General features: G+C 51.6%; 19 protein-coding genes. 6 read left to right on the forward strand and 13 right to left on the reverse strand.

Annotated elements, in window-relative coordinates; translation table 11 throughout:
* Positions 1-165 precede the first annotated feature (165 nt).
* The 10 genes from recC to AACS80_RS19565 all read right to left on the reverse strand — a co-directional run bounded on the left by recC (position 166) and on the right by AACS80_RS19565 (position 10583).
* On the reverse strand, positions 166-3534 hold the full coding sequence (gene recC / locus AACS80_RS19520; RefSeq protein ID WP_135410335.1) for an exodeoxyribonuclease V subunit gamma: 3369 nt from the start codon (positions 3532-3534) through the stop codon (positions 166-168).
* A 12-nt stretch (positions 3535-3546) separates the two neighbouring features.
* Entirely contained in the window at positions 3547-3870 is a 324-nt protein-coding gene (locus tag AACS80_RS19525; protein ID WP_130207726.1) for a prepilin-type N-terminal cleavage/methylation domain-containing protein, read from the reverse strand.
* Entirely contained in the window at positions 3855-4262 is a 408-nt protein-coding gene (locus tag AACS80_RS19530) for a DUF2509 family protein (RefSeq protein WP_135410336.1), read from the reverse strand. Before AACS80_RS19530 ends, AACS80_RS19525 begins: the two co-directional genes overlap by 16 nt.
* On the reverse strand, positions 4259-4822 hold the full coding sequence (locus AACS80_RS19535; RefSeq protein WP_135410337.1) for a prepilin peptidase-dependent protein: 564 nt from the start codon (positions 4820-4822) through the stop codon (positions 4259-4261). The genes AACS80_RS19530 and AACS80_RS19535 overlap by 4 nt, the downstream gene beginning before the upstream one ends.
* On the reverse strand, positions 4813-5283 hold the full coding sequence (locus AACS80_RS19540; protein ID WP_130207732.1) for a prepilin peptidase-dependent protein: 471 nt from the start codon (positions 5281-5283) through the stop codon (positions 4813-4815). Before AACS80_RS19540 ends, AACS80_RS19535 begins: the two co-directional genes overlap by 10 nt.
* A 184-nt stretch (positions 5284-5467) precedes the next feature.
* On the reverse strand, positions 5468-6262 hold the full coding sequence (gene thyA / locus AACS80_RS19545; RefSeq protein WP_135410339.1) for a thymidylate synthase: 795 nt from the start codon (positions 6260-6262) through the stop codon (positions 5468-5470).
* A gap of 6 nt (positions 6263-6268) precedes the next feature.
* A complete protein-coding gene (lgt, locus tag AACS80_RS19550) occupies positions 6269-7144 on the reverse strand; it encodes a prolipoprotein diacylglyceryl transferase (RefSeq protein WP_135410340.1) in 876 nt (291 codons plus the stop codon).
* A 150-nt stretch (positions 7145-7294) separates the two neighbouring features.
* Positions 7295-9541, reverse strand: coding sequence for a phosphoenolpyruvate--protein phosphotransferase (gene ptsP, locus AACS80_RS19555; RefSeq protein ID WP_130207734.1), 2247 nt, complete (start codon positions 9539-9541; stop codon positions 7295-7297).
* Between the two features lie 12 nt (positions 9542-9553).
* A complete protein-coding gene (gene rppH, locus AACS80_RS19560) occupies positions 9554-10084 on the reverse strand; it encodes an RNA pyrophosphohydrolase (RefSeq protein WP_130207736.1) in 531 nt (176 codons plus the stop codon).
* A 352-nt stretch (positions 10085-10436) separates the two neighbouring features.
* Positions 10437-10583, reverse strand: a complete 147-nt coding sequence (locus AACS80_RS19565; RefSeq protein WP_276319965.1) for a hypothetical protein — start codon at positions 10581-10583, stop codon at positions 10437-10439.
* Positions 10584-10768: 185 nt separating this feature from the next.
* Here AACS80_RS19565 and mutH point away from each other — a divergent pair, with 185 nt between their 5' ends.
* From mutH to AACS80_RS19590, 5 genes are all read left to right on the forward strand, one after another.
* Positions 10769-11470, forward strand: a complete 702-nt coding sequence (gene mutH, locus AACS80_RS19570) for a DNA mismatch repair endonuclease MutH (RefSeq protein ID WP_130207740.1) — start codon at positions 10769-10771, stop codon at positions 11468-11470.
* Between the two features lie 57 nt (positions 11471-11527).
* Entirely contained in the window at positions 11528-12241 is a 714-nt protein-coding gene (locus AACS80_RS19575) for a TerC family protein (protein WP_064529833.1), read from the forward strand.
* Positions 12242-12382: 141 nt separating this feature from the next.
* On the forward strand, positions 12383-12601 hold the full coding sequence (ygdR, locus tag AACS80_RS19580) for a lipoprotein YgdR (RefSeq protein WP_000758660.1): 219 nt from the start codon (positions 12383-12385) through the stop codon (positions 12599-12601).
* A gap of 107 nt (positions 12602-12708) precedes the next feature.
* Positions 12709-13749: an NADP(H)-dependent aldo-keto reductase gene (locus AACS80_RS19585; RefSeq protein ID WP_130207742.1), complete on the forward strand. Its 1041-nt coding sequence runs from the start codon at positions 12709-12711 to the stop codon at positions 13747-13749.
* Positions 13750-13898: 149 nt separating this feature from the next.
* Positions 13899-15554, forward strand: a complete 1656-nt coding sequence (locus AACS80_RS19590) for a DUF4139 domain-containing protein (protein ID WP_131162002.1) — start codon at positions 13899-13901, stop codon at positions 15552-15554.
* A 38-nt stretch (positions 15555-15592) separates the two neighbouring features.
* Here the strand turns inward: AACS80_RS19590 and lplT are convergent, their stop codons facing one another.
* Together lplT and aas are read right to left on the reverse strand one after the other, a co-directional pair.
* Positions 15593-16786, reverse strand: coding sequence for a lysophospholipid transporter LplT (lplT, locus tag AACS80_RS19595; protein ID WP_130221486.1), 1194 nt, complete (start codon positions 16784-16786; stop codon positions 15593-15595).
* Positions 16779-18938 carry a bifunctional acyl-ACP--phospholipid O-acyltransferase/long-chain-fatty-acid--ACP ligase gene (gene aas, locus AACS80_RS19600; protein ID WP_135490288.1) on the reverse strand — a complete coding sequence of 720 codons (2160 nt, stop codon included), beginning with the start codon at positions 18936-18938 and terminating at the stop codon, positions 16779-16781. The genes lplT and aas overlap by 8 nt, the downstream gene beginning before the upstream one ends.
* A 585-nt stretch (positions 18939-19523) precedes the next feature.
* On the opposite strand from aas, the gene galR reads away from it, so the two are divergent.
* Positions 19524-20555: an HTH-type transcriptional regulator GalR gene (gene galR, locus AACS80_RS19605; protein ID WP_130207752.1), complete on the forward strand. Its 1032-nt coding sequence runs from the start codon at positions 19524-19526 to the stop codon at positions 20553-20555.
* Positions 20556-20561: 6 nt separating this feature from the next.
* Here galR and lysA read toward each other — a convergent pair whose 3' ends face one another.
* Complete coding sequence (lysA, locus tag AACS80_RS19610) at positions 20562-21824, reverse strand: diaminopimelate decarboxylase (protein WP_130221485.1); 1263 nt, start codon at positions 21822-21824, stop codon at positions 20562-20564.
* Positions 21825-21909 lie beyond the last annotated feature (85 nt).

Raw genomic sequence — 21909 nt, forward strand, 5'->3', positions numbered from 1 at the left:
CATTATCAACTTTATTTTCCACCCAGATTCAACACGTTAACGAAAATCATCTGGCAGGACTTAATCTTGTGCTGCACGAGTCAGCCTATGTCTATATAACCATCAGTCCGTGACTGATGCGCATCATAAAGTAAGCAAATGAATTGCGCAATTTTTATACAACACTCATGGCTGATTAAAGCGAAACAGCGGTAACAGGAAACGTTGCGACTGTTCAACGATGGCTTCCATTGTCTCTGGCGTTAATTGCCGCCATAGCCGTTGATACCAGATATCATCACCTTCGCCACGCACCATCATGTTGCCTTCGTAAGCCTGAAGGAATTTCGAACGAGCTTTTTGCAACGTGGATTCGTCGTCCAGCATGGCATCGTTTTCTGCGTCATAACAGGTTTTTAGCCATGCACCGCCGCTTTCAGGTAATACCAGCAATGGCGCGGACATACCTTCACGATACCCTTCAATCAGCTTTGAGAGGTAATGCAAAGCCTGTTCGGCAGCAAGCGGCGGAAAACGCCACTCGCCATCTTTACGCAGAAAAAGGCGACTTTCACCATTACCACCGCTGGCACAGTAGACAAGGTGTTCCAGCCAAAGTTGCATTCCCTGCGCCACACTTAATAAAGAGGGACGCCAGCGCAACAGGCCATCCGACTGGACCTGCGGCAACCAGCCCGTTATTTGCACGCCGTTACAGGCGAGATCGATTTCCATGCTCTGGCCCGGCTGACGGCAGGCAATGACTCTGTCTGCAAGCTGCTGCATCTCCTGGCACTGTGTTTCCCAGAAAATTTCACCAAAGGCACCATACGGCAAATCACCTGCCGCCCGGAATCGGCGGAACAAGCGTTCGGCATCATCCTGCTCAACCAGTGCATTTAATAACTGCTGGTTGATTTGATAACGACTAAGCCCTTCAAGAATAAAAGGTTCGGTATCGGGAATTTCGCTGTCTTCGGTACGGAAGTTCACTTGCAAACGCATCTGGAAAAACGCCCGCACCGGATGCGCCCAGAATCGTTGTAGCGTTTCCAACGGCACGGTTTCCGGCAAGGTAAACGGTAGCGGCTGAACAAATTCAGAATGTGCCTTACCTGCCTGGCTGGCCGCGGGTAGCCACTCGCGCGCATAGCTTTGTAAGTTACCGGGCTGGTAGTTTTGCGGGTCAAACGGCATCCGGGTATGGTGGCAAGTAAGATGCGCTTTTACCCTTGCCTCGCTTTCATCACAGTTAAGCGCTTCATCGCCCGGTAGATAATGGCTTTGCCCGATGTAGTCGATCAGTTCCTGCACCAGAACTGACGGGAATCGTTCACTGTTATCCTGAATAGAGCGGCCGATATAGCTGATATAGAGTTTTTGCTGCGCGGATATTAACGCTTCCAGGAACAGATAGCGGTCATCATCGCGACGGCTACGGTCACCGCGCTTCGGTTTCTGACTCATCAGGTCAAAGCCTAATGGTGCAAGCTGGCGCGGGTAAACGCCGTCGTTCATTCCCAGCAGGCAAACCACTTTGAACGGAATTGAACGCATCGGCATCAGAGTACAAATGTTAACTGGCCCCGCGAGAAAACGCTGGCTGATACGTTCCTGATCCAGGCGTTGTGCCAGTTCATCACGCAACAACGATAGCGGCACTGCGTCGCCATACTGCGCACCTAAACCTTCAGCGATAATCGCCTGCCATTGTTGCTCAATAAGCGTCATCGCCGCTTCGGTTTCCGCATCCGGCAGGAAGAAGGCATTGAGCATATCGCGGCAAACCGGTAGCCACTCCTCAAGCGGGCGTTCCTGCGCCAGCCCGCGACGCCAGATGTTTAGCTGCATTAGCAGTGACGCCAGGTGTCCTACCAGCTCTGCAATCAGGCCGCTCGATTCATCGTAAGGTAGAACCGATTGCCATTCCCCCTGAGCACTTTCCATCGCGTAGCCCAGCAACATGCGCGTCAGGCCAAATCGCCAGGTGTGTTGTCCGGTGGCGGGGAGTTCCAGCTCACGAACGTTATCGTCATCTATGCCCCAACGAATGCCGGATTCGTTGACCCACTGGCGCAAGTAACGCAGCCCTTCTTCGGTAATGTCAAACCGCGCCGCCAGCACCGGCACATCCAGTAATGCCAGCACATCCTCCGACACAAAGCGGCTGTCTGGCAACGATAACAGGCTGATAAACGCTTCAAGTACCGGATGCGACTGCCGCGCCCGACGGTCGGAAATGGCATATGGCAGATACCGATCCGCTGGCGCACTGCCAAACACGGCCTGAATAAACGGACTGTAGCTGTCGATGTCGGCCACCATCACAATGATATCGCGCGGAGTAAGTGTCGGATCTTCCTCCAGCATCGCCAGTAAGCGATCGTGCAAAACTTCAACTTCACGCTGCGGGCTATGGCAAACGTGGAAGGTGATACTGCTATCCTGCGGGTCAAGCGGGCGTTTGTTATCGCTACGGGAAAACTCTTCGATGTTCACGCCCGCAACGGCGTGGTTTTCCAGTTCCAGAATGTCGGACTGAATGTTATGCAGCAGGTTATCTGGCGTAACATCGACAAAAGCGTCCAGCTCCTGGCTGCTCTCCAGGTCAGAAAGGAGATAGATGTAGTCGCGCCCCAACTTACCCCAGGAGGCCAGTAGCGGGTTGCCGACATCCTGTTCACCGTCGCTGTTAAAGAGCTGTCCGGCATTTTCGCTATCGCGAAATAGCGGCAATTCGCGATCTTCAAAACTGTGTCGACGCTGGCGGGTCAGCAGTTTCGCCAGATAAGCAGGATCTTTAATATCACCCCAGTAATAACGGCAAGGGTTGGTAAACAGGAGATGGATTTCAATATGTTTACCCAGCGCCTGTAGCGCCTGGAGATAAACAGGCGGTAACGCGGAAATACCGCATATAAAGACACGCGAAGGTAAGCCGGGTGGGCAGGTCGTCGCAGACTCCAGTGTTTCGATAAAGCGTTGATAGAGATTGGCACGGTGCCAGCGCGGTTGCCCGAGTTCATGGGTATATTCCACCAGCACCTTCCACAACGGCGCTTGCCAGGCCTGCGCTTCTCCCAGCCCTTCAACCAGATGCCCGGCTTCCCACTGCGCCAGCCAGTCCGGGCGATAGACCAGATATTGGTCAAACAGGTCCGCCGCTTTTGAGGAAAGCTGAAACAGTTTTCGCTTGTCGCTATCGTCAGTCAGGTAATGACGCAATAGTGTAAAATCTTCGCGATCCAGCAGTTGCGGCAGCAGAGTCATCAGTTTCCAGCTCATACTCCGCTTGTTAAAGGCGCTCTCTTTGGGGATCTCCGGTAATACACGGACAAACATATCCCAGATAAAGCTCGCAGGCAGCGGAAAATCAATGTTTGCCGCAATGCCGAATTTCTGCGACAGGGTCATTTGCAGCCACTGCGCCATACCGGTACTTTGCACCAGAATCATTTCTGGCTCGAAAGGATCGTCCAGCCGTTCGCGTTCGACAATAAACTCCATCAACGCTTCCAGTACGTCCAGACGATTGGAATGGTAGACCCTTAACATAGCGGCTCCTGACTACTGACGATTCGGGCAATGCAGGCGGGTCATCTCGCCTTCTCTGCCCCCGGGTGAAAATAGCGTAACGCTGATGCTGACACATCCCGCCTGCGATGTCTGCATTCGGTTGACCTGCCAGTTTGCAGGTGGCGAAATCGCGCGCAGTTGTGCTTGCTGCCAGGCGTGCCGCCAGAGCTGCTGGTACTGGTTTCTGCTGGCAAGACTGGTGCTTAATGTTCGCTGGTAACCAGATAACGCAGTGACAATCATCACCATCAGTACCATCGCCAACATCACCTCCGGCAGGCTAAAACCTTGCTGATTCTTCAGGGAAGCTGACATAACGCCTCCTCTTTCAGCGGACAAAAATCACTCCAGCCATGTGGCGAAAATACGATATTCCCATCGATGACTTCCCCCATTCGCCATAATGAAACGTCTTCATAACCGGCTATTAGCAAGGCTTTATTATCCGCAAGTCTTCGCAGGCAAGCTCGAGCACCCGTTGCGGCATATTGCGAACACTGAACAGCTTGCTGTACCTGCCAGGCATGCATTTTCCCCCACTCAAGCGCCGACTGCACAATGGCCTGACGGCGTAATGACTGGCTTTCCATAGTCACGCGAGAGGCAAAACTACGATCCTGCTGGCTCATTCCTTGTAGCAGCAAGCTGCCCAAAACCAGCAGCATCAGGACCAGTGCCAGCGATGAAACACCCTTTTCGCGGTTCACAGGTTGAATCCTGTCACGCTATAGCTGGCAAGTACCACGGTTTGTGGATCAGCCTTGCTGGCAGCGTGCATATTAACCGTCAGCACCGGCGGGAAACCGCTGTTATCCTGTCGGGTAACCTGAAAAGTGTCGATAACGACGGCATCTGGATTGGTCAATTTATCCCAGCCCTTACCTTCACAGGATGTCGTGCCGCGTAGCGTTTCCAGGACATTGTCTTTTAGCCGAAATCCAATCTGGTCGGATTCTTTTCCCGGCTCATGCTCCCAGATACCGTTACTGTTCGCATCCCACTGCACAATGATACAGTCACCCTGCCCAACAATTTTCAGACCTTCACCGGGACAGGTTCCATGACAATAACCTGCTCTCTGGAGATGCTTCGCGACTGTATATACCCGCAGCCAGATTTCATCTTCCAGCGCCAGCTTGCGAGTAGTAATCAAACTTTCACGCTGTAATGCGGGCAGGAATCGCGCAGCTCCCAGCAGCAGTACGCTACTGATTGCCATAGCAATCAGCACTTCCAGTAGAGAAAAACCTTGCTCTTTTATAAGCATCCTTCTGTTTCTCCTTGCTGACAAAGCCGGAGCCTTCCCCATGGCGAAACGACCAACCACCACTCGCCCGCTGAATTTTTGAAGCGAATATGTCCGGCCCATGCAGTATTGCGTAGGCCAAAGAAAGTGAGCGAAGGTGTCAGGTCGCTCATTTCGACTTCGGGCCAGCGAGGCACAAAGACCAGCGGTGAACTGCCATGACAGGTATTCGCCCCAGCGGCGGCACTCGCAAGACACCATGACGTTCCCTCCCTGATGACACTGATACTGTGGTCGCGGTTATGCCAGTTGGCATCCTCACGTAAATAGAGCAAATAGTCTCGCGCCTGGCTGGCGGTTTGCCATAACCGTTGCGACTGCTGCCAGTACTGCCAGCCATAGAGTCCACTTGCACTTAGCATGACCAAAATCAGCATCGCGACCAGTGTTTCAATCAGCGTATAACCACGTTGTTTTTTCATGCCGGCAGTATGCGGCGCGGAGAAAAAAAGACGAGTGCCAGTTTCTATTTCTTCGGCCCGTCTTCCGGACTATTTACCCTGTTGCAGGGCGTTGCAAAATTTCGGGAAGGCGTCTCGAAGAATTTAACGGAGGGTAAAAAAAACCGACGCACACTGGCGTCGGCTCTGGCAGGATGTTTCGTAATTAGATAGCCACCGGCGCTTTAATGCCCGGATGCGGATCGTAGCCTTCAATCTCAAAGTCTTCGAAACGGTAGTCGAAGATGGATTCGGGTTTACGTTTAATAATCAGCTTCGGCAGCGGACGCGGTTCGCGACTTAATTGCAGATGGGTTTGATCCATATGGTTGCTGTACAGGTGCGTGTCGCCACCGGTCCAGACAAAATCACCCACTTCAAGATCGCACTGCTGCGCCATCATATGCACCAGTAACGCATAGCTGGCAATGTTAAACGGCAGCCCCAGGAAGACGTCACAGGAGCGTTGATAAAGCTGGCAAGAGAGTTTGCCGTCTGCGACATAGAACTGGAAGAACGCATGGCATGGAGCCAGTGCCATTTTATCCAGTTCCCCCACGTTCCACGCCGAAACAATAATGCGGCGGGAATCCGGGTCGTTTTTCAACTGGTTCAGCACTGTGGTTATCTGGTCAATATGACGTCCATCCGGCGTTGGCCAGGCGCGCCACTGTTTGCCATATACCGGGCCGAGGTCACCGTTTACATCAGCCCATTCGTCCCAGATGGTGACATTGTTTTCGTGCAGATAAGCAATGTTGGTGTCGCCCTGCAGGAACCACAGTAGTTCGTGGATGATGGAACGCAGGTGGCAACGTTTGGTTGTCACCAGCGGGAATCCATCCTGCAGGTTAAAACGCATCTGATGACCAAAAATGGAAAGCGTTCCGGTTCCGGTACGGTCGTTTTTCTGTGTGCCTTCGTCGAGCACTTTTTGCATCAGTTCTAAATACTGTTTCATGGTTCCTCAGGAAACGTGTTGCTGTGGGCTGTGACGATATGCCCAGACCATCATGATCACACCCGCGACGATCATCGGGATGGAAAGAATTTGCCCCATGCTGATGTACTGCACCCAGGCACCGGTAAACTGCGCGTCGGGCTGGCGGAAAAACTCAACAATGATGCGAAACGCGCCGTAGCCAATCAGGAACAAGCCAGACACGGCCCCCATCGGGCGCGGTTTACGAATATACAAGTTGAGGATAATAAACAGCACCACACCTTCCAGCAGCAGTTCGTACAACTGTGACGGGTGGCGAGGCAGCACGCCGTAAGTATCAAAAATGGACTGCCACTGCGGATTGTTTTGCAGCAACAGAATATCTTCGGTACGGGAACCCGGGAACAGCATGGCAAACGGGAAGTTCGGGTCAACGCGGCCCCACAATTCGCCGTTAATAAAGTTGCCCAGACGCCCGGCGCCAAGACCAAACGGAATAAGCGGTGCGATAAAATCAGAGACCTGGAAGAAGGAACGTTTGGTACGGCGGGCGAAGATAATCATCACCACAATCACGCCAATCAGGCCGCCGTGGAAGGACATGCCGCCGTCCCAGACACGGAACAGATACAGCGGATCGGCCATAAACTGCGGGAAGTTGTAGAACAGAACATACCCAATACGTCCGCCAAGGAAAACGCCAAGGAAACCCGCATAGAGTAAGTTTTCAACTTCATTTTTGGTCCAGCCGCTCCCCGGACGGTTCGCCCGACGTGTTGCCAGCCACATCGCAAAAATGAAACCTACCAGATACATCAGGCCGTACCAGTGAAGCGCAACGGGTCCTATTGAGAAAATGACCGGATCGAATTCCGGAAAATGCAGATAGCTACTGGTCATCTGTCACCACAAGTTCTTGTTATTTCGCTGAAAGAGAACAGCGATTGAAATGCGCGCCGCAGGTTCCAGGCGCTCCAAAGGTGCGAATAATAGCACAAGGGGACCAGGCTGGTTGCCGGATACCGTTAAAAGATATGTATACGATCCGCGCTATAGCCCCCCGCGAATCAGCCCACCCATGCCGCGACGCTCCATAAATGCCGCAACCTGATGACGAACTTCAGTCGCCAGTTGTGCTTCCAGGCTGCGCTGCGCAAGGTTTTCTGCTTCGGCAAAATCAATGCGCCGCAGCAAATATTTTACGCGCGCAACAGAACGCCCGTTCATAGACAGATGGCGATACCCAAGCCCAATGAGGATTGCTACGCACATAGGATCTCCCGCCATTTCGCCACACAAACGGAGATCTATTCCTTGCGTTTCCGCTTCCCGGGCGATCATTGCCAGCGCACGTAACATCGCAGGATGCAGGCTGTCATAAATGTTCGCAACTCGCGTGTTGTTACGATCAACAGCCAGAATGTATTGAGTCAGATCGTTGGTGCCAACAGAGATAAAATCGACCCGGTTTACCAGGTGAGGCAACATAAACACCATCGATGGCACTTCCAGCATGATACCGATCCGCGGTTTGGGGATCGCATAGCCGATCATCTCCTCGACTTCACGTCCGGCACGTTCAATCAGGCGGCGTGCTTCGTCAACTTCATCGAGGCTTGTGACCATCGGCAATAAGATGTTCAGGTTGCCCGTTGCTGCATTAGCACGCAGCATCGCCCGCACCTGGATCAAAAAGATCTCCGGCTGATCGAGCGTAATGCGGATCCCACGCCAACCCAGACATGGATTCTCTTCGCTGATAGGCATGTAAGGCAGTTGCTTATCAGCACCAACATCCAGCGTGCGCAGCGTGACAGGCTTATCATTGAACATTTGCAACATGCCCTGATATTGCGCCACCTGCTCTTCTTCCGACGGGAAACCGCTTTGCAACATGAAAGGAATTTCAGTGCGATAAAGGCCGATACCATCAATGCGACTGCCCAGTTTTTCTTCATGTTCCGGGCTTAAACCCGCATTAAGCATGACTTTAATGCGCTCACCGCTTTTTAACTGTGCGGGTAAATTGACGTCATCTTCCGCCAGCCGGCTTAGCTCATTTTCTTCGCTAATTAGCCGTTGGTATTCTTGTAGCAACACCGGTTCCGGGTCGACCAGTAATTCCCCGCGATAACCATCAACAATCAGCGTCCGATGATGCAGCACTGAAGGTTGAATGTCCGCCCCCATCACGGTAGGAATACCCAGCGCGCGCACCATAATCGCCGCATGGGAGTTGGCCGCACCATCGCGTACGACGACGCCGACTAAGCGATCCTGGGGCAACTCCGCAAGGGTCGTCGCCGACAATTCATCTGCCACCAGAATGAAACGTTCCGGCCAGGCGTTCGGCCCCTGATTTGCATCATCAAGGTGAAACAGCAACCGCTGGCCCAGCGCGCGTAAATCGCCAGCGCGCTCTTTGAGATAGTTATCACTTAGCGCGGCAAACTGTTCAGCAAATTTTTCAATGACCGTTTTCACAGCCCACTCTGCGACCGAGCCTTTATCCACCTCGGCAAACAGTTCGCGACGCAGACGGGTGTCAGAAAGCAGGTGCGAGTAAAGATCGAAAATGGCCGCAGTTTCTTTCTGCGCCCCGGCAGCAAAGCGTTTGCTGTAACGACGAAATTCGTTAGCTGCCTCTTCCAGCGCTCCGGTCAGGCGCTCACGTTCCAGCGCTGGATCCAGCGTTGATGCCTGATACACCTGTTCCATTAAGGGTAAAGTGGCATCCTGCCAACCTTCGGCAATAGCCACACCGGGCGCGGCCGGTAATGCGCGGATTCGCGTCTGGCGATATTGTCCGAATAAGGCAGTCAACTGCGACTGGGAAAGAATGGCCGCCATCTGGGTGGCGAGCGTCACCAGAAAGGATTCTTCGCTTTCATCGTACTGGCGTAGCTCTCGTTGCTGCACCACCAGCACGCCAAGCAATTGGCGACGCTGAATAATCGGAACGCCTAAGAAAGCACGGAAACGCTCTTCTTTAACGGAGGGGACATATTTGAAGCTGGGGTGTTTTTGCGCATCCGCAAGGTTTATCGGTTCCGCCAGCCTGCCAACCAGGCCGACGATCCCTTCATCAAACGCGAGCGTTACGGTGCGACCTCGCGGTTTTTTCAGCCCCCGAGTCGCCATCAGGTAGTAACAACGTCGGTCGTGATCGGCCAGGTAGACCGAACAGACTTCGGTATCCATCGCAAGACAGATGTCGGTAACCAGAATATTCAACGCCTCGTTAAGGCGGGGAGCACTGGCTACCTTTTCGACTATTTCGCGCAGGCGAGTGAGCATAATTGGCGTGACTTAACCTCTTTTACGTCGATAAGTAGATGCGTTTTGTGGTTTAGGCGTATTGTCCTGTAGCGCCATCACAACACTCGCAAACTCTTTCATTACCCTGCGGTAGACATCACGTTTAAATGACACCACCTGTCTGACCGGATACCAGTAACTTACCCAACGCCAGCCGTCAAACTCTGGTGTACTGCTGGTTTGCATATTGATTTCCGCATCGCCGCTCACCAGCTGCAAGAGAAACCATTTTTGTTTTTGGCCGATACACACCGGCTTCGTGTCCCAACGCACCAAACGTTTTGGTAATTTGTAGCGCAACCAGTTACGCGTTGAAGCAAGGATTCGAACGTCTTTGCGGCTTAATCCTACTTCTTCAAACAATTCACGGTACATCGCCTGTTCTGCGGATTCTCCGGGGTTAATTCCGCCTTGCGGAAATTGCCAGGAGTGCTGACCAAATCGACGGGCCCACATTACTTGCCCCTGACGATTACAAATCACGATACCTACGTTTGGGCGGTAGCCATCGTCATCAATCACCGGACTACCTCAAAATAAAACTTTATATGCGAATGATTGTTTCATACTCCTGGAAGGCGGTAAACCACTCTCTGCAAGGCATTACACACTAATAACAATTGAATAACTCACAGTTAAGTGCAGAGTTATAAACAGCAGAGGGGGAACATCACCGTTTTTATTCACCTTTTCTGTGGATAGAGTTGTGAAGAAGTACGGAATTACTGCGGGAAAACCCAGAGCATTCTGAACAACCCTGATTCAGGCATTACAAAATAATAGTTACTAATCAATGAACTAGGTGCTTAAATCGCTACCAAACAGGTAAAATCGTGACCTGTATCACACTCACTGTATACGAGGTGGTGAAAGATCAACCAATGTCGTATTTATCCACAGAATGTGCCAATAAGTTAAGCACCGCATCACTAAAAATTGGAGTTTCGTCGCACGTCAAGGCTGTAAATGGAAACAGTAGTGAGGGTTTTTCACAGTTATCCCAGCTTTCTGTGGATAACATGGTGTAAGATCCTGTTTATTTTCAGTGACCAGATTTGGAAAACCTCCACATACGTTGCGCAACGTGGTTATCTGAAACCTAAAAAGCAATATAAATCATGCAATTGAATAACACGCGTGGAAAAAGTTACACTTGGTATATCCGGTATAAAATTGCTGCTCAATTTTTAATCAAGGTATAACACCATGCTCCAGCCTCGCCCATTGCTCTCTCCACCAGAAACTGAAGCGCAGTTATTTGCGCAAGCACAGCAACTTTCCGGTTACACATTGGGTGAGCTGGCGGCACTTGCCGGGCTGGTTGCACCGGAGAATTTAAAGCGCGATAAAGGCTGGATAGGCGTGTTGCTGGAAATTTGGCTTGGCGCCAGCGCGGGCAGTAAACCTGAACAAGATTTTGCGGCCCTGGGCGTAGAGCTAAAAACGATTCCTGTGGATAGCCTTGGCCGTCCTCTGGAAACCACTTTCGTTTGCGTGGCGCCTTTAACCGGCAATAGCGGCGTCACCTGGGAAACCAGCCATGTACGTCACAAGTTAAAACGCGTGCTGTGGATACCTGTAGAAGGCGAGCGCAGTATTCCTCTGGCGCAGCGGCGCGTAGGGTCACCATTACTGTGGAGTCCAAATGACGAAGAGGAACGGCAGTTACGCGAAGACTGGGAAGAATTGATGGATATGATTGTTCTTGGTCAGGTTGAAAGAATTACCGCTCGTCACGGGGAATATTTACAGATAAGACCTAAAGCGGCGAATGCGAAAGCGCTCACCGAAGCCATTGGCGCCCAGGGTGAACCGATTCTGACACTGCCACGCGGCTTTTATTTAAAGAAGAATTTCACCAGTGCGCTATTGGCTCGTCATTTTTTGATCCAGCACCCATCGCTTTGACCTGCCGCATTCCGGGCATATAATTACCGCTTCATTTTTTTGGCAGGGCTTTGTTTGATGTTATTTGCATGGGTAACCGATCCTAACGCCTGGCTTGCGCTCGGTACGCTGACGCTGCTGGAGATCGTTCTTGGGATCGATAATATTATTTTCCTCTCGCTGGTGGTGGCAAAACTACCTACAGCACAACGTGGCCACGCGCGGCGTCTGGGTTTGGCAGCGGCGATGGTCATGCGTCTGGCGCTGCTGGCGTCTATTGCCTGGGTCACACGTCTGACGAATCCGCTTTTTACAATATTCAGTCAGGAAATTTCCGCTCGCGATTTAATTTTGTTACTCGGCGGTCTGTTCCTTATCTGGAAAGCCAGCAAGGAAATCCACGAATCCATTGAAGGCGAAGAAGAAGGGTTGAAAACTCGCGTTTCATCATTCCTCGGCGCTATCGTGCAGATTATGCTGCTGGATATTATTTTCAGCCTCGACTCGGTGATTACCGCTGTGGGCCTGTCAGATCACTTATTCATAATGATGGCAGCAGTGGTAATTGCCGTAGGCGTGATGATGTTCGCCGCGCGCTCGATTGGTGATTTTGTCGAACGCCACCCTTCGGTAAAAATGCTGGCGCTCTCTTTCCTGATTCTGGTGGGCTTTACCCTGATTCTGGAAAGTTTCGATATCCACGTACCGAAAGGTTACATCTACTTCGCGATGTTCTTCTCTATTGCGGTTGAAAGCCTCAACCTGATTCGCAACAAAAAGAATCCGCTCTGATATTCCGTTCGCTCTCCTGCGGGAGAGCGTTCGGCCAGCTCTCCTCCTCACAGTTTAAGATTTTCCTGCTTTCATGATGTATAACGTCAGATTATAAACAGTCTATTATCATTAATGGGCAAAATAGGTGAGGATGACCGGATGAAAAAATGGGCAGTATTAATTTCTGCAGTCGGACTGGCATTTGCCGTTTCCGGCTGTTCCAGTGATTACGTCATGGCGACCAAAGATGGCCGTATGATTTTGACAGATGGAAAACCGGAAATTGATGATGACACCGGGCTGGTGAGTTATCACGATCAGCAAGGTAACGCGATGCAAATAAACCGTGATGATGTTTCGCAAATTATTGAACGTTAAAAAATAAGGTCAGCATCCGGCTGGCCTTAAGATTTTTCTCTTTCCCTTTTCCCTTCCCTCTGCCATTTTTATATTCCTTATGTCGTGATTATAAAAAGGAAACGGCTATGCAATATCACCGTATACCCCACAGCTCGCTGGAAGTCAGCACGCTGGGGCTTGGCACGATGACGTTTGGTGAACAGAACAGCGAAGCCGACGCCCATGCACAACTCGACTATGCCGTTGCTCAGGGCATTAACCTTATCGACGTTGCCGAGATGTACCCGGTACCGCCACGCCCCGAAACTCAGGGGTTAACCGAGACCTATGTCGGTAACTGGCTGGCAAAACATGGCAACCGCGAAAAGTTAATTATCGCCTCCAAAGTGAGCGGACCGTCGCGTAATAATGACAAGGGGATCCGCCCGGATCAGGCGCTGGACAGGAAGAATATCCGCGAAGCTCTGCATGACAGCCTCAAGCGTCTGCAGACTGATTATCTCGATCTCTATCAGGTGCACTGGCCACAGCGCCCGACCAATTGCTTTGGCAAGCTCGGTTATAGCTGGACTGATTCCGCACCCGCGGTCTCTCTGCTGGATACGCTGGACGCACTGGCAGAGTACCAACGCGCGGGGAAAATTCGTTATATCGGCGTGTCGAATGAAACCGCATTTGGCGTAATGCGCTATTTACATCTCGCGGATAAACACGACCTGCCGCGTATCGTCACCATTCAAAACCCCTACAGCTTGTTAAATCGCAGCTTTGAAGTGGGTCTGGCGGAAGTCAGCCAATATGAAGGCGTCGAGTTACTGGCTTATTCGTGTCTGGGATTTGGCACGTTGAGCGGGAAATATCTCAACGGCGCAAAACCGGCTGGCGCGCGCAATACACTCTTTAGCCGCTTCACTCGCTACAGCGGTGAGCAAACGCAAAAAGCCGTCGCGGCGTATGTTGATATCGCCAAACGTCATGGTCTGGATCCTGCTCAGATGGCGCTGGCCTTTGTGCGTCGTCAACCGTTTGTTGCCAGCACTCTGCTGGGCGCAACAACGATGGAACAGCTGAAAACTAACGTCGAAAGTTTGCATCTGGAGTTAAGCGAAGACGTGTTGTCAGAAATTGAAGCAGTGCATCAGGTTTATACTTATCCGGCACCTTAAATCTTCCGCCTGGCGTTCTGCGCCAGGCATCTCTTGTCACAACTTTTTCAGAATATATTCACTACTTTTCGCCGCCTCTCTCCTGACAAAGCGCAATAGACTCTTTCGGTCAACGCCAGCGCGCGTTTCAATGCTTGTTAAGGATAACCATGTTGATTCTAAGACCGCTTCCTCTCGCTATGCTGTTTGTCGGTTGCGTTTCTTCCGTTTGGGGTGCGCAATTAACCCAACCGTTAACGCTGAAAGACGTCACGGTTTATCTGCATGGTGCCAGCCTGCAAGGTGAAGAGACACTTAATTTACCAGCCGGAGAAAGCGAAATTATCTTCACTAATATCGCCAATTCGGTAACCGACGACAGCATCGCCATCTCTATCGATAACGGAGTGACTGTGCTTTCCTCACGTATTGAGTTACAGGGAACACAACCGAATACGCTGCCGTCAGATATTCAGCAACAGTTAAAAGCTGCCAGACAGGAACAGGCAAAACTGACCGCCGAGAAAGACAATATCGCGGCTCAAATTAAGGTATTAGAGGCAAATAGCACATTAACAAATAAAAGTGCCGCCGAAGTTGGCAAGTATCTGCAGATGGTGAAAGAGAAAAATGGTGAGCTATTACGTGTTGACAATGAACTGACGCAGAAACTTGCTGATAACCAGCTGGAAATTGAAAAGCTGGAGCAACGCGAGAGCATGAGTAACGGCGATTCAGAAGCAGCCAATGATCCGCAGGTTATCATCGCTAAGGTATATGTCCCAAAAGCCGTCACTGCGAAAGCGGTGGTGCGTTATATGACTCCTGATGCTACATGGACGCCGCTCTATGATATTCACGCCACGGCCATAAACCAGCCGCTGCGTCTGGTTTACAAGGCTAATATTCGCCAGTACACCGGGCTTACATGGAAAAACGTTAATCTCGTGCTCTCGACCAATGAACCTGATACTCACCTCACCTTGCCGCAACTGGAACCCCAGTATGTGGATGTTCCGGAGTATGGAGGTGTAAACGGCTCGCTTTCAGAATCACCTGTGATGAAACAGCGTTCGGAAAATTCGTCTGACCAGGATGTCTCAGAATTGCAGAAAGCCCTGGGGGCAGAGATGCAAAAAACAAGGGAGCAACGAGCCGGGCGCATGTATGCGGCATCGGCAGCGCCCGTTTCACCGCAACCAGAAAGTTTTACCGCGCAAAATGTTCGCTATGCACTTTCGCTACCGTGGCAAATCGACAGCGATAATACCGCGCGCACGGTGGTCATTAAGGAAGAGTCGGTCAACGGTAAATATCGCTTCTTTGCTATTCCAAAGATCAGTAATGACGCCTGGCTCCAGGTACAAATTAAAGAGTGGGAACAGTTAAATTTAATCCCCGGCGAAAGTCAGATCTTCTTTGGCAATAACCGTACCGGCGTGGGTTATTTACAGCCGCCGGAAGATGGCAAGTCGCTGGATATTCAGCTTAACCGCGATCCTAAGTTGATTATTCAGCGTAAAGCCGCACTCAAAAAAGAGAATGCGTTATCTATCTTTAATGACAGCGCAATACGTAACTTCAGTTACACCCTTAATGTGAAGAACAGCTACGGCGAAGCGGTGGATATTACTCTGCTCGACCAGATCCCAGTCAGTGCTAATAGTGATATTACGGTAGAAAAAATGCAGTACGGGCAGGCGCAGTTTGATGCAAAAACGGGTGAACTGACCTGGACGCTGAAACTGTCAGGCAAAGAGAACGTGAGTCTGCCATTCTCTTACAGCGTGAAGTATCCGAAAGGTATGCACCCTTCGGGAATGTGACCTTCGCCAGATGGCTGAATGTGCCATCTGGCAAAAGATTAATGACGGCGTTGCCAGATCCACAGCGCCGTTATTGCCAGCGCAAACAGCGCACCAAAGCCAATGCCTATGGGCACGACTGGGATGCCTACCATTACTGCCAGCGAGTAAATTCCCAACATCAGCAGCATGGCGCTGTTTTCGCCGAGATTCTGTACTGCAATCGCATTCCCCGCCCCGACGCTTTTTTTGCCTCGCTCCTGTAATAATGCATTGAGCGGTACCACAAAAAAGCCTCCAAGTACGCCAATCAACATCAACAAGGCATAGGCTGGCAGAAGTTCGTGTTGCAGGGAGAAAATCAGCACCACCACGCCAATCAAAATGCCGGCTGGCATGCAGCGTGATACGGTTTCCAGGGTGACCAGTTTTGCTGCCGCCCCCGCACCAACCACGATGCCAATCGCTACCATCGCGTTGAGGTAGGTCGGGGTCGCGTTATCGGTAATGCCCAGCGCCACCGGCACCCACAGCACCAACAGAAAACGCAACGTGACACCCGCGCCCCAGAATAAACTGGTTCCCACCAGCGAAAATCGTGTTTCACCGTTGTGCCATAATACGGCGCAAGCAGAGATAAAGCTGCGGGCCATGTTGATAAGATTCCACGACTGTCCCGGACGCGCCGCCGCCAGTTTTGGAATGTAGAGATTTGCCGCTACCGCGCCAGCATAAGCCAGCGCACAGGCCGCTAGCGCGGCAAGAACATGCCAGTCCGCCAGCACGCCACCGGCTACGGAGCCGAGCAAAATCGCCGCAATAGTGGAGGCTTCCATCAAGCCGTTAGCCTTCACTAACTGATTACCGGTTGTTAACTCGCCAAGAATACCGTATTTCGCCGGAGAATAAGCCGCTGCACCGACGCCCACCAGCGTATAACCGAGAAACGGATTAATGCCAAAACAGATACTGGCAGCCCCCAGCAACTTAAGGCCGTTGGCAAACATCATTACCCGGCCTTTCGCAAAGCTATCCGCCACCTGACCGACAAATGGCGCAAAAAGAATGTAAGCGCCCACAAACACCATTTGCAGGATTGGCTGACTCCAGTCCGGGTAGAACTGGGCTTTCAGTAGCGCCAGAGTGGCAAACAGCAGCGCGTTATCGCCAAACGCAGAGAGAAACTGCGCGGCAATAACTGCTTTCATTCCCTTCGACCATAGCGAAGTGTTAGTGTGCACTGACTCACTCATCGTGTTTTTCCGCTTCGTCTACCCAACTTTTCAACGTGACAAAGTCAGGCTTGCCGCTGCCCAGTAATGGCATCTGCTTCAGATAGCGAATGTCACGCGGTACGGCAAGTTCCGGTACGCCGTGCTCGCGGGCGTATTGCTGTAGTTTATCGCGCGTCAGTTCGCTGTCTGTAGTGAACAATACCAGCGCCTCGCCTTTACTGGCGTCGCTCTTAATCGCGGTGGCATGGACTTTATCTGGAGAAACACCAAGTGCCAGTTGTTCCACCATTTCCAGTGAAACCATCTCTCCGGCAATTTTGGCGAAGCGTTTTGCCCGCCCCTGAATCTGCACAAATCCCTGTTCATCAAAACGCACGATATCGCCAGTGTCATACCAGCCGCGCTCCATCTCACCGAGTATGTTCTCAGCCGTTGGCACTTCCAGCACGCCTGGTTTCTCCACCCGCAGGTAGCCGTTCATTATGTTCGGCCCTTTTAGTTGCAGGCGACCACCTTCTTCAATACCCGGAACCGCCAGCAGACGTGCATCCATCCCCGGCAAAATACGCCCGACGGTGCCGGGTTTCGCTGCCATCGGTACGTTGATGGACACCACTGGCGCGCATTCAGTCACGCCGTAGCCTTCAAGAATACGCAGGCCAAATTTATCCTGCCAAAGTCGTTTGGTGCTTTCTTGTAGTTTCTCCGCGCCAGCCACCACATAGCGTAGACGATAGAAGTCATACGGGTTGGCGAAGCGCGCGTAATGACCAAGGAAGGTCGAAGTACCGAAAAGCACCGTACAACTGCGGTCGTACACCAGTTCAGGCACAATGCGGTAATGCAATGGACTGGGGTAAAGGAAGACTTCTGCGCCCGTCAGCAGGGGCGTAAACAAGCCAACAGTTAAACCAAAGGAGTGAAACAACGGTAACGCCGACATAAAGCGATCGTTGGTGGTGAAATCGGCAATCGTTTTAATCTGCTCGACGTTCGCCAGAATGCTTTTATGGCTATGGACGACGCCTTTCGGATGGCCTTCAGAACCGGAGGTAAAGAGGATCAGCGCCTCTTCTTCTGGTTGCTGTTTTACCTGTGCCAGACGCGGCATCAACAGATGGGCGAAGATCCACACTTTGTCGGCAGTGGTGACATCCGCTTTTAAATCTTCCAGATACACCCAGCGTACCTGAGTCAGCTGCTCCGGCAGATGCCAGAGTTTGCCTTTGTCGAGGAACTGGCGAGAAGTGAAGATAGTTTTGATTTCAGCCGCTGTAATGGCGCTGGTCAGCCCTTTTACCCCGGCGGTGTAGTTCATCATTGCCGGAATACGGCGACGGGCGATGGCCCCAAAAATCACTGCCGCACTGATGCCTGCATTGGGCAGCATTAAGCCGATTCTTTCCCCTTCAACGCTATATTTTTCGAGGATGCGACCAACAAACAGTGTTTTAGTGAGCAACTTGCGATAGGTATCTGGGGTAAAGTTGACGTCTTCGACACACTTTTTCCTGGCCCCAAAACGGTACATTGCGCTCAGTAGTGATTCGTACAGCGTTTCACGTGGGCGTACCGCCATACGCGCTTCCATCATAATTTGGTGCAGCATTTCCCCCGCGATTTTACGGCGGTCACGGGCGCGCGGTGCATCTGGCATCGGCACCTGCGTGGGAGGCAAAATATGCAGATGAATTTGCGGGAACAAGCGCCGTTTAACCAGACCTTTCAAGCGACTGAAGTGCGTAAGCTCCGCCCCTTCAATTCGCACCGGAATAACCGTCGCGCCTGACTTCGCCGCCACAAAACCGGCGCCATCGTAAATTTTCATCAGCGAACCGGTGGTCGTGATGCGCCCCTCAGGGAAAATCACTACTGGACGGCCTTGTTCCACCAAACGAACCAGATGTTTGATTGCCATCGGCTGTGTCGGATCGAGAGGAACGAAGTCGATAAATGATTTCAACCAACGCATATACCACTGCTGGCTGATGGAGGTGTAAACAGCAAACACTGGGCGAACGGGTAAAAATAGCGCCAACAGAATGCCATCAATAAAAGAGACGTGATTGGGCGTGATAAGAACGCGCTCGCCCTTCAGCGCCTGGGTGTCACCTGTCACGCGAACGCGGTACAGAGCAAGGCACAAATTTCGAAAAAAGCTAAAAAGCATTTCAACTCCCTTTGCTCATTATTCATTAAATGCGAATGCGGTGAGATTACACGAGATGAAGAGCTCGAGCGACAGTAAAGTCGGTGCGAAAAAAAACCTGCGCATCCGCGCAGGTTGGTGCAAGAGACAGGGTACGAAGAGCGTACCGAATAATCTCACCAATCAATACCTCTGGGATCTTGATTGTGGTCCGCACGACGACGCTTCGCCAGCGAGAAAAAGCAAAGGAATGAAGGGAAATGCAACGAGGTGTGTAAATTGTCGGTTACTGTTACAGATTTGCGACAGGCAAAAAAAACCTGCGCATCTGCGCAGGCTGGTGTAATTCATGTGCTCAACCCGAAGTTGACTTCACCTATCAATACCTCTGGGATCACCACTTTATCAACCTGTAGACAAATGCCACCAGCAGTCAATCGCAACAGCGTTTCGCAAAGTGTAACCAAAGGTTTGCAATCTCTTTTTTTCCTTACGTATTCTCGCTTCGCGCACACTTCCCACGCTGAAATCACAACGCCCCTTGAACCAACGGGCGTTTTCCGTAACACTGGCAGAATGTAAGCGTTTACCCACAAAGGTATTTTCATGGCGACCATTAAGGATGTAGCCCGACTGGCAGGCGTTTCAGTCGCCACCGTTTCCCGCGTCATTAATAACTCTCCAAAAGCCAGCGAAGCTTCTCGTCTGGCTGTGCATAGCGCAATGGAATCTCTGAGTTATCACCCGAACGCTAACGCCCGCGCGTTGGCTCAACAGACCACTGAAACGGTTGGCCTGGTCGTTGGTGATGTTTCCGATCCGTTTTTCGGTGCAATGGTGAAAGCGGTCGAACAGGTGGCTTACCATACCGGTAATTTCTTATTAATTGGCAACGGTTACCACAACGAACAAAAAGAACGCCAGGCCATTGAGCAGTTGATTCGCCATCGCTGCGCCGCGCTGGTCGTCCATGCCAAAATGATCCCGGATGCCGATTTGTCCTCATTGATGAAGCAAATACCCGGCATGGTGTTAATCAACCGGATCCTTCCGGGTTTTGAGAGTCGTTGTATCGCTCTGGACGATCGCTACGGTGCCTGGCTGGCGACACGCCATTTAATTCAGCAGGGTCATACACGCATTGGTTATCTCTGCTCTAACCACTCTATTTCTGATGCCGAAGATCGTCTGCGAGGGTATTACGATGCCCTTGCCGAAAGCGGTATTCCGGCTAATGATCGGCTGGTGACTTTCGGCGAACCGGACGAAAGCGGTGGCGAACAGGCGATGACAGAACTGTTGGGAAGAGGCAGAAATTTCACCGCCGTGGCTTGTTATAACGACTCAATGGCGGCAGGCGCGATGGGCGTGCTCAATGACAATGGGATTGATGTACCGGGTGAAATTTCGCTGATTGGTTTTGATGATGTGCTGGTGTCACGTTATGTACGCCCACGGCTGACCACGGTCCGTTACCCAATAGTGACAATGGCGACCCAGGCTGCAGAACTGGCATTGGCGCTGGCGGATAATCGCCCACTGCCAGAAATCACCAACGTCTTTAGTCCTACGCTGGTACGTCGCCATTCAGTTTCAACACCGTCGCTGGATGCAAGTCATAACGCAGCCAGCGACTAGCCGCGATTAAAGCAACTCGAGCGCCAGTAATTCCTCAATGGTCTGGCGGCGGCGAATCAACCGCGCCTGACCATTATCAAACAGAACTTCTGGCAACAGTGGGCGACTATTGTAGTTAGATGACATTGACGCACCATATGCACCGGTATCATGCAGCACCAGATAATCGCCAGCCTTCACTTCCGGTAAAGCACGGGTTTCAACATTCCCCCCTTCCTGCTGGGTAAAGACATCGCCCGATTCACATAATGGTCCTGCGACAACGGTTTCCACCGTTGGCGCATGTTCAAGAGAGCGACCATCAGCCGCCAGCGCGCTAATATGGTGATAACTGCCATACATTGCCGGGCGCATCAGATCGTTAAATCCAGCGTCAACCAGCACAAAGTGGCGACTCCCCATTTGTTTGACGCTCCGCACCTGGGTAATTAACACACCAGACTGCGCTACCAGGAAGCGACCCGGTTCGATTTCCAGTTTCACAGGGTGACCGAGATGGCGGGCGATTTGCTCACGCGCGGCATGCCACAGACCATAATAATGTTCAGTATCAACCGCCTCTTCTCCCTGCTGATACGGAACAGAAAGCCCGCCCCCCGCAGAAATAGCCTGTAAATCCTGACCGAATTCGATGACCTGATGCACCATCGCGCCACACACCTGCTCCAGATGCGCATAATCAACACCAGAACCGATGTGCATGTGAATGCCAACCAATTGCATATGATGACGTTGTATGACTTCCAGCGCGGCCGGAAGATCGGTATACCAGATGCCGTGCTTGCTGTTTTCGCCACCGGTATTGGTTTTTTGGCTGTGTCCGTGACCAAACCCCGGGTTAACGCGCAGCCATACCCGATGTCCTGGCGAAACCTGACCCAGTTGATCGAGCATATCAACAGACCCCGCATTCACCGGAATTTGCAATTCACTGACGCGCTCAAGCGTTGCCTGATCGATAACATCCGCGGTAAAGACGATGTCATCGGGATGCGTTTGCGGATTATATCCCGCCGCCAGCGCACGCTCGATTTCCCCCAATGAGACGGAATCTACTTTCACACCCTGCTCACGCATTAAGCGCAAAATATGAATATTGGAACAGGCTTTCTGCGCGAATCGCACCACATCAAACTGTTTCAGCGCTGCAATCTGCCGACGAATAATTTGCGCATCGTAAACCCACACCGGGCAGCCAAATTCTGAGGGCAAACGCAGTAGATTTTCGGCGGTGAGATCGGTATCGGTGCTGAACAGTGAATGTGGCATAACAAACTCCAGATAAGTGCTTTTTTATGATTACGCCACATCATAAAAAGAATAAAAAATATCGATTTATGTCGAGTCTATGCAA

Origin of the sequence: Escherichia sp. E4385 (genome assembly GCF_963883145.1) — a bacterium.
In the GTDB taxonomy this organism is placed as follows: Bacteria; Pseudomonadota; Gammaproteobacteria; order Enterobacterales; family Enterobacteriaceae; genus Escherichia.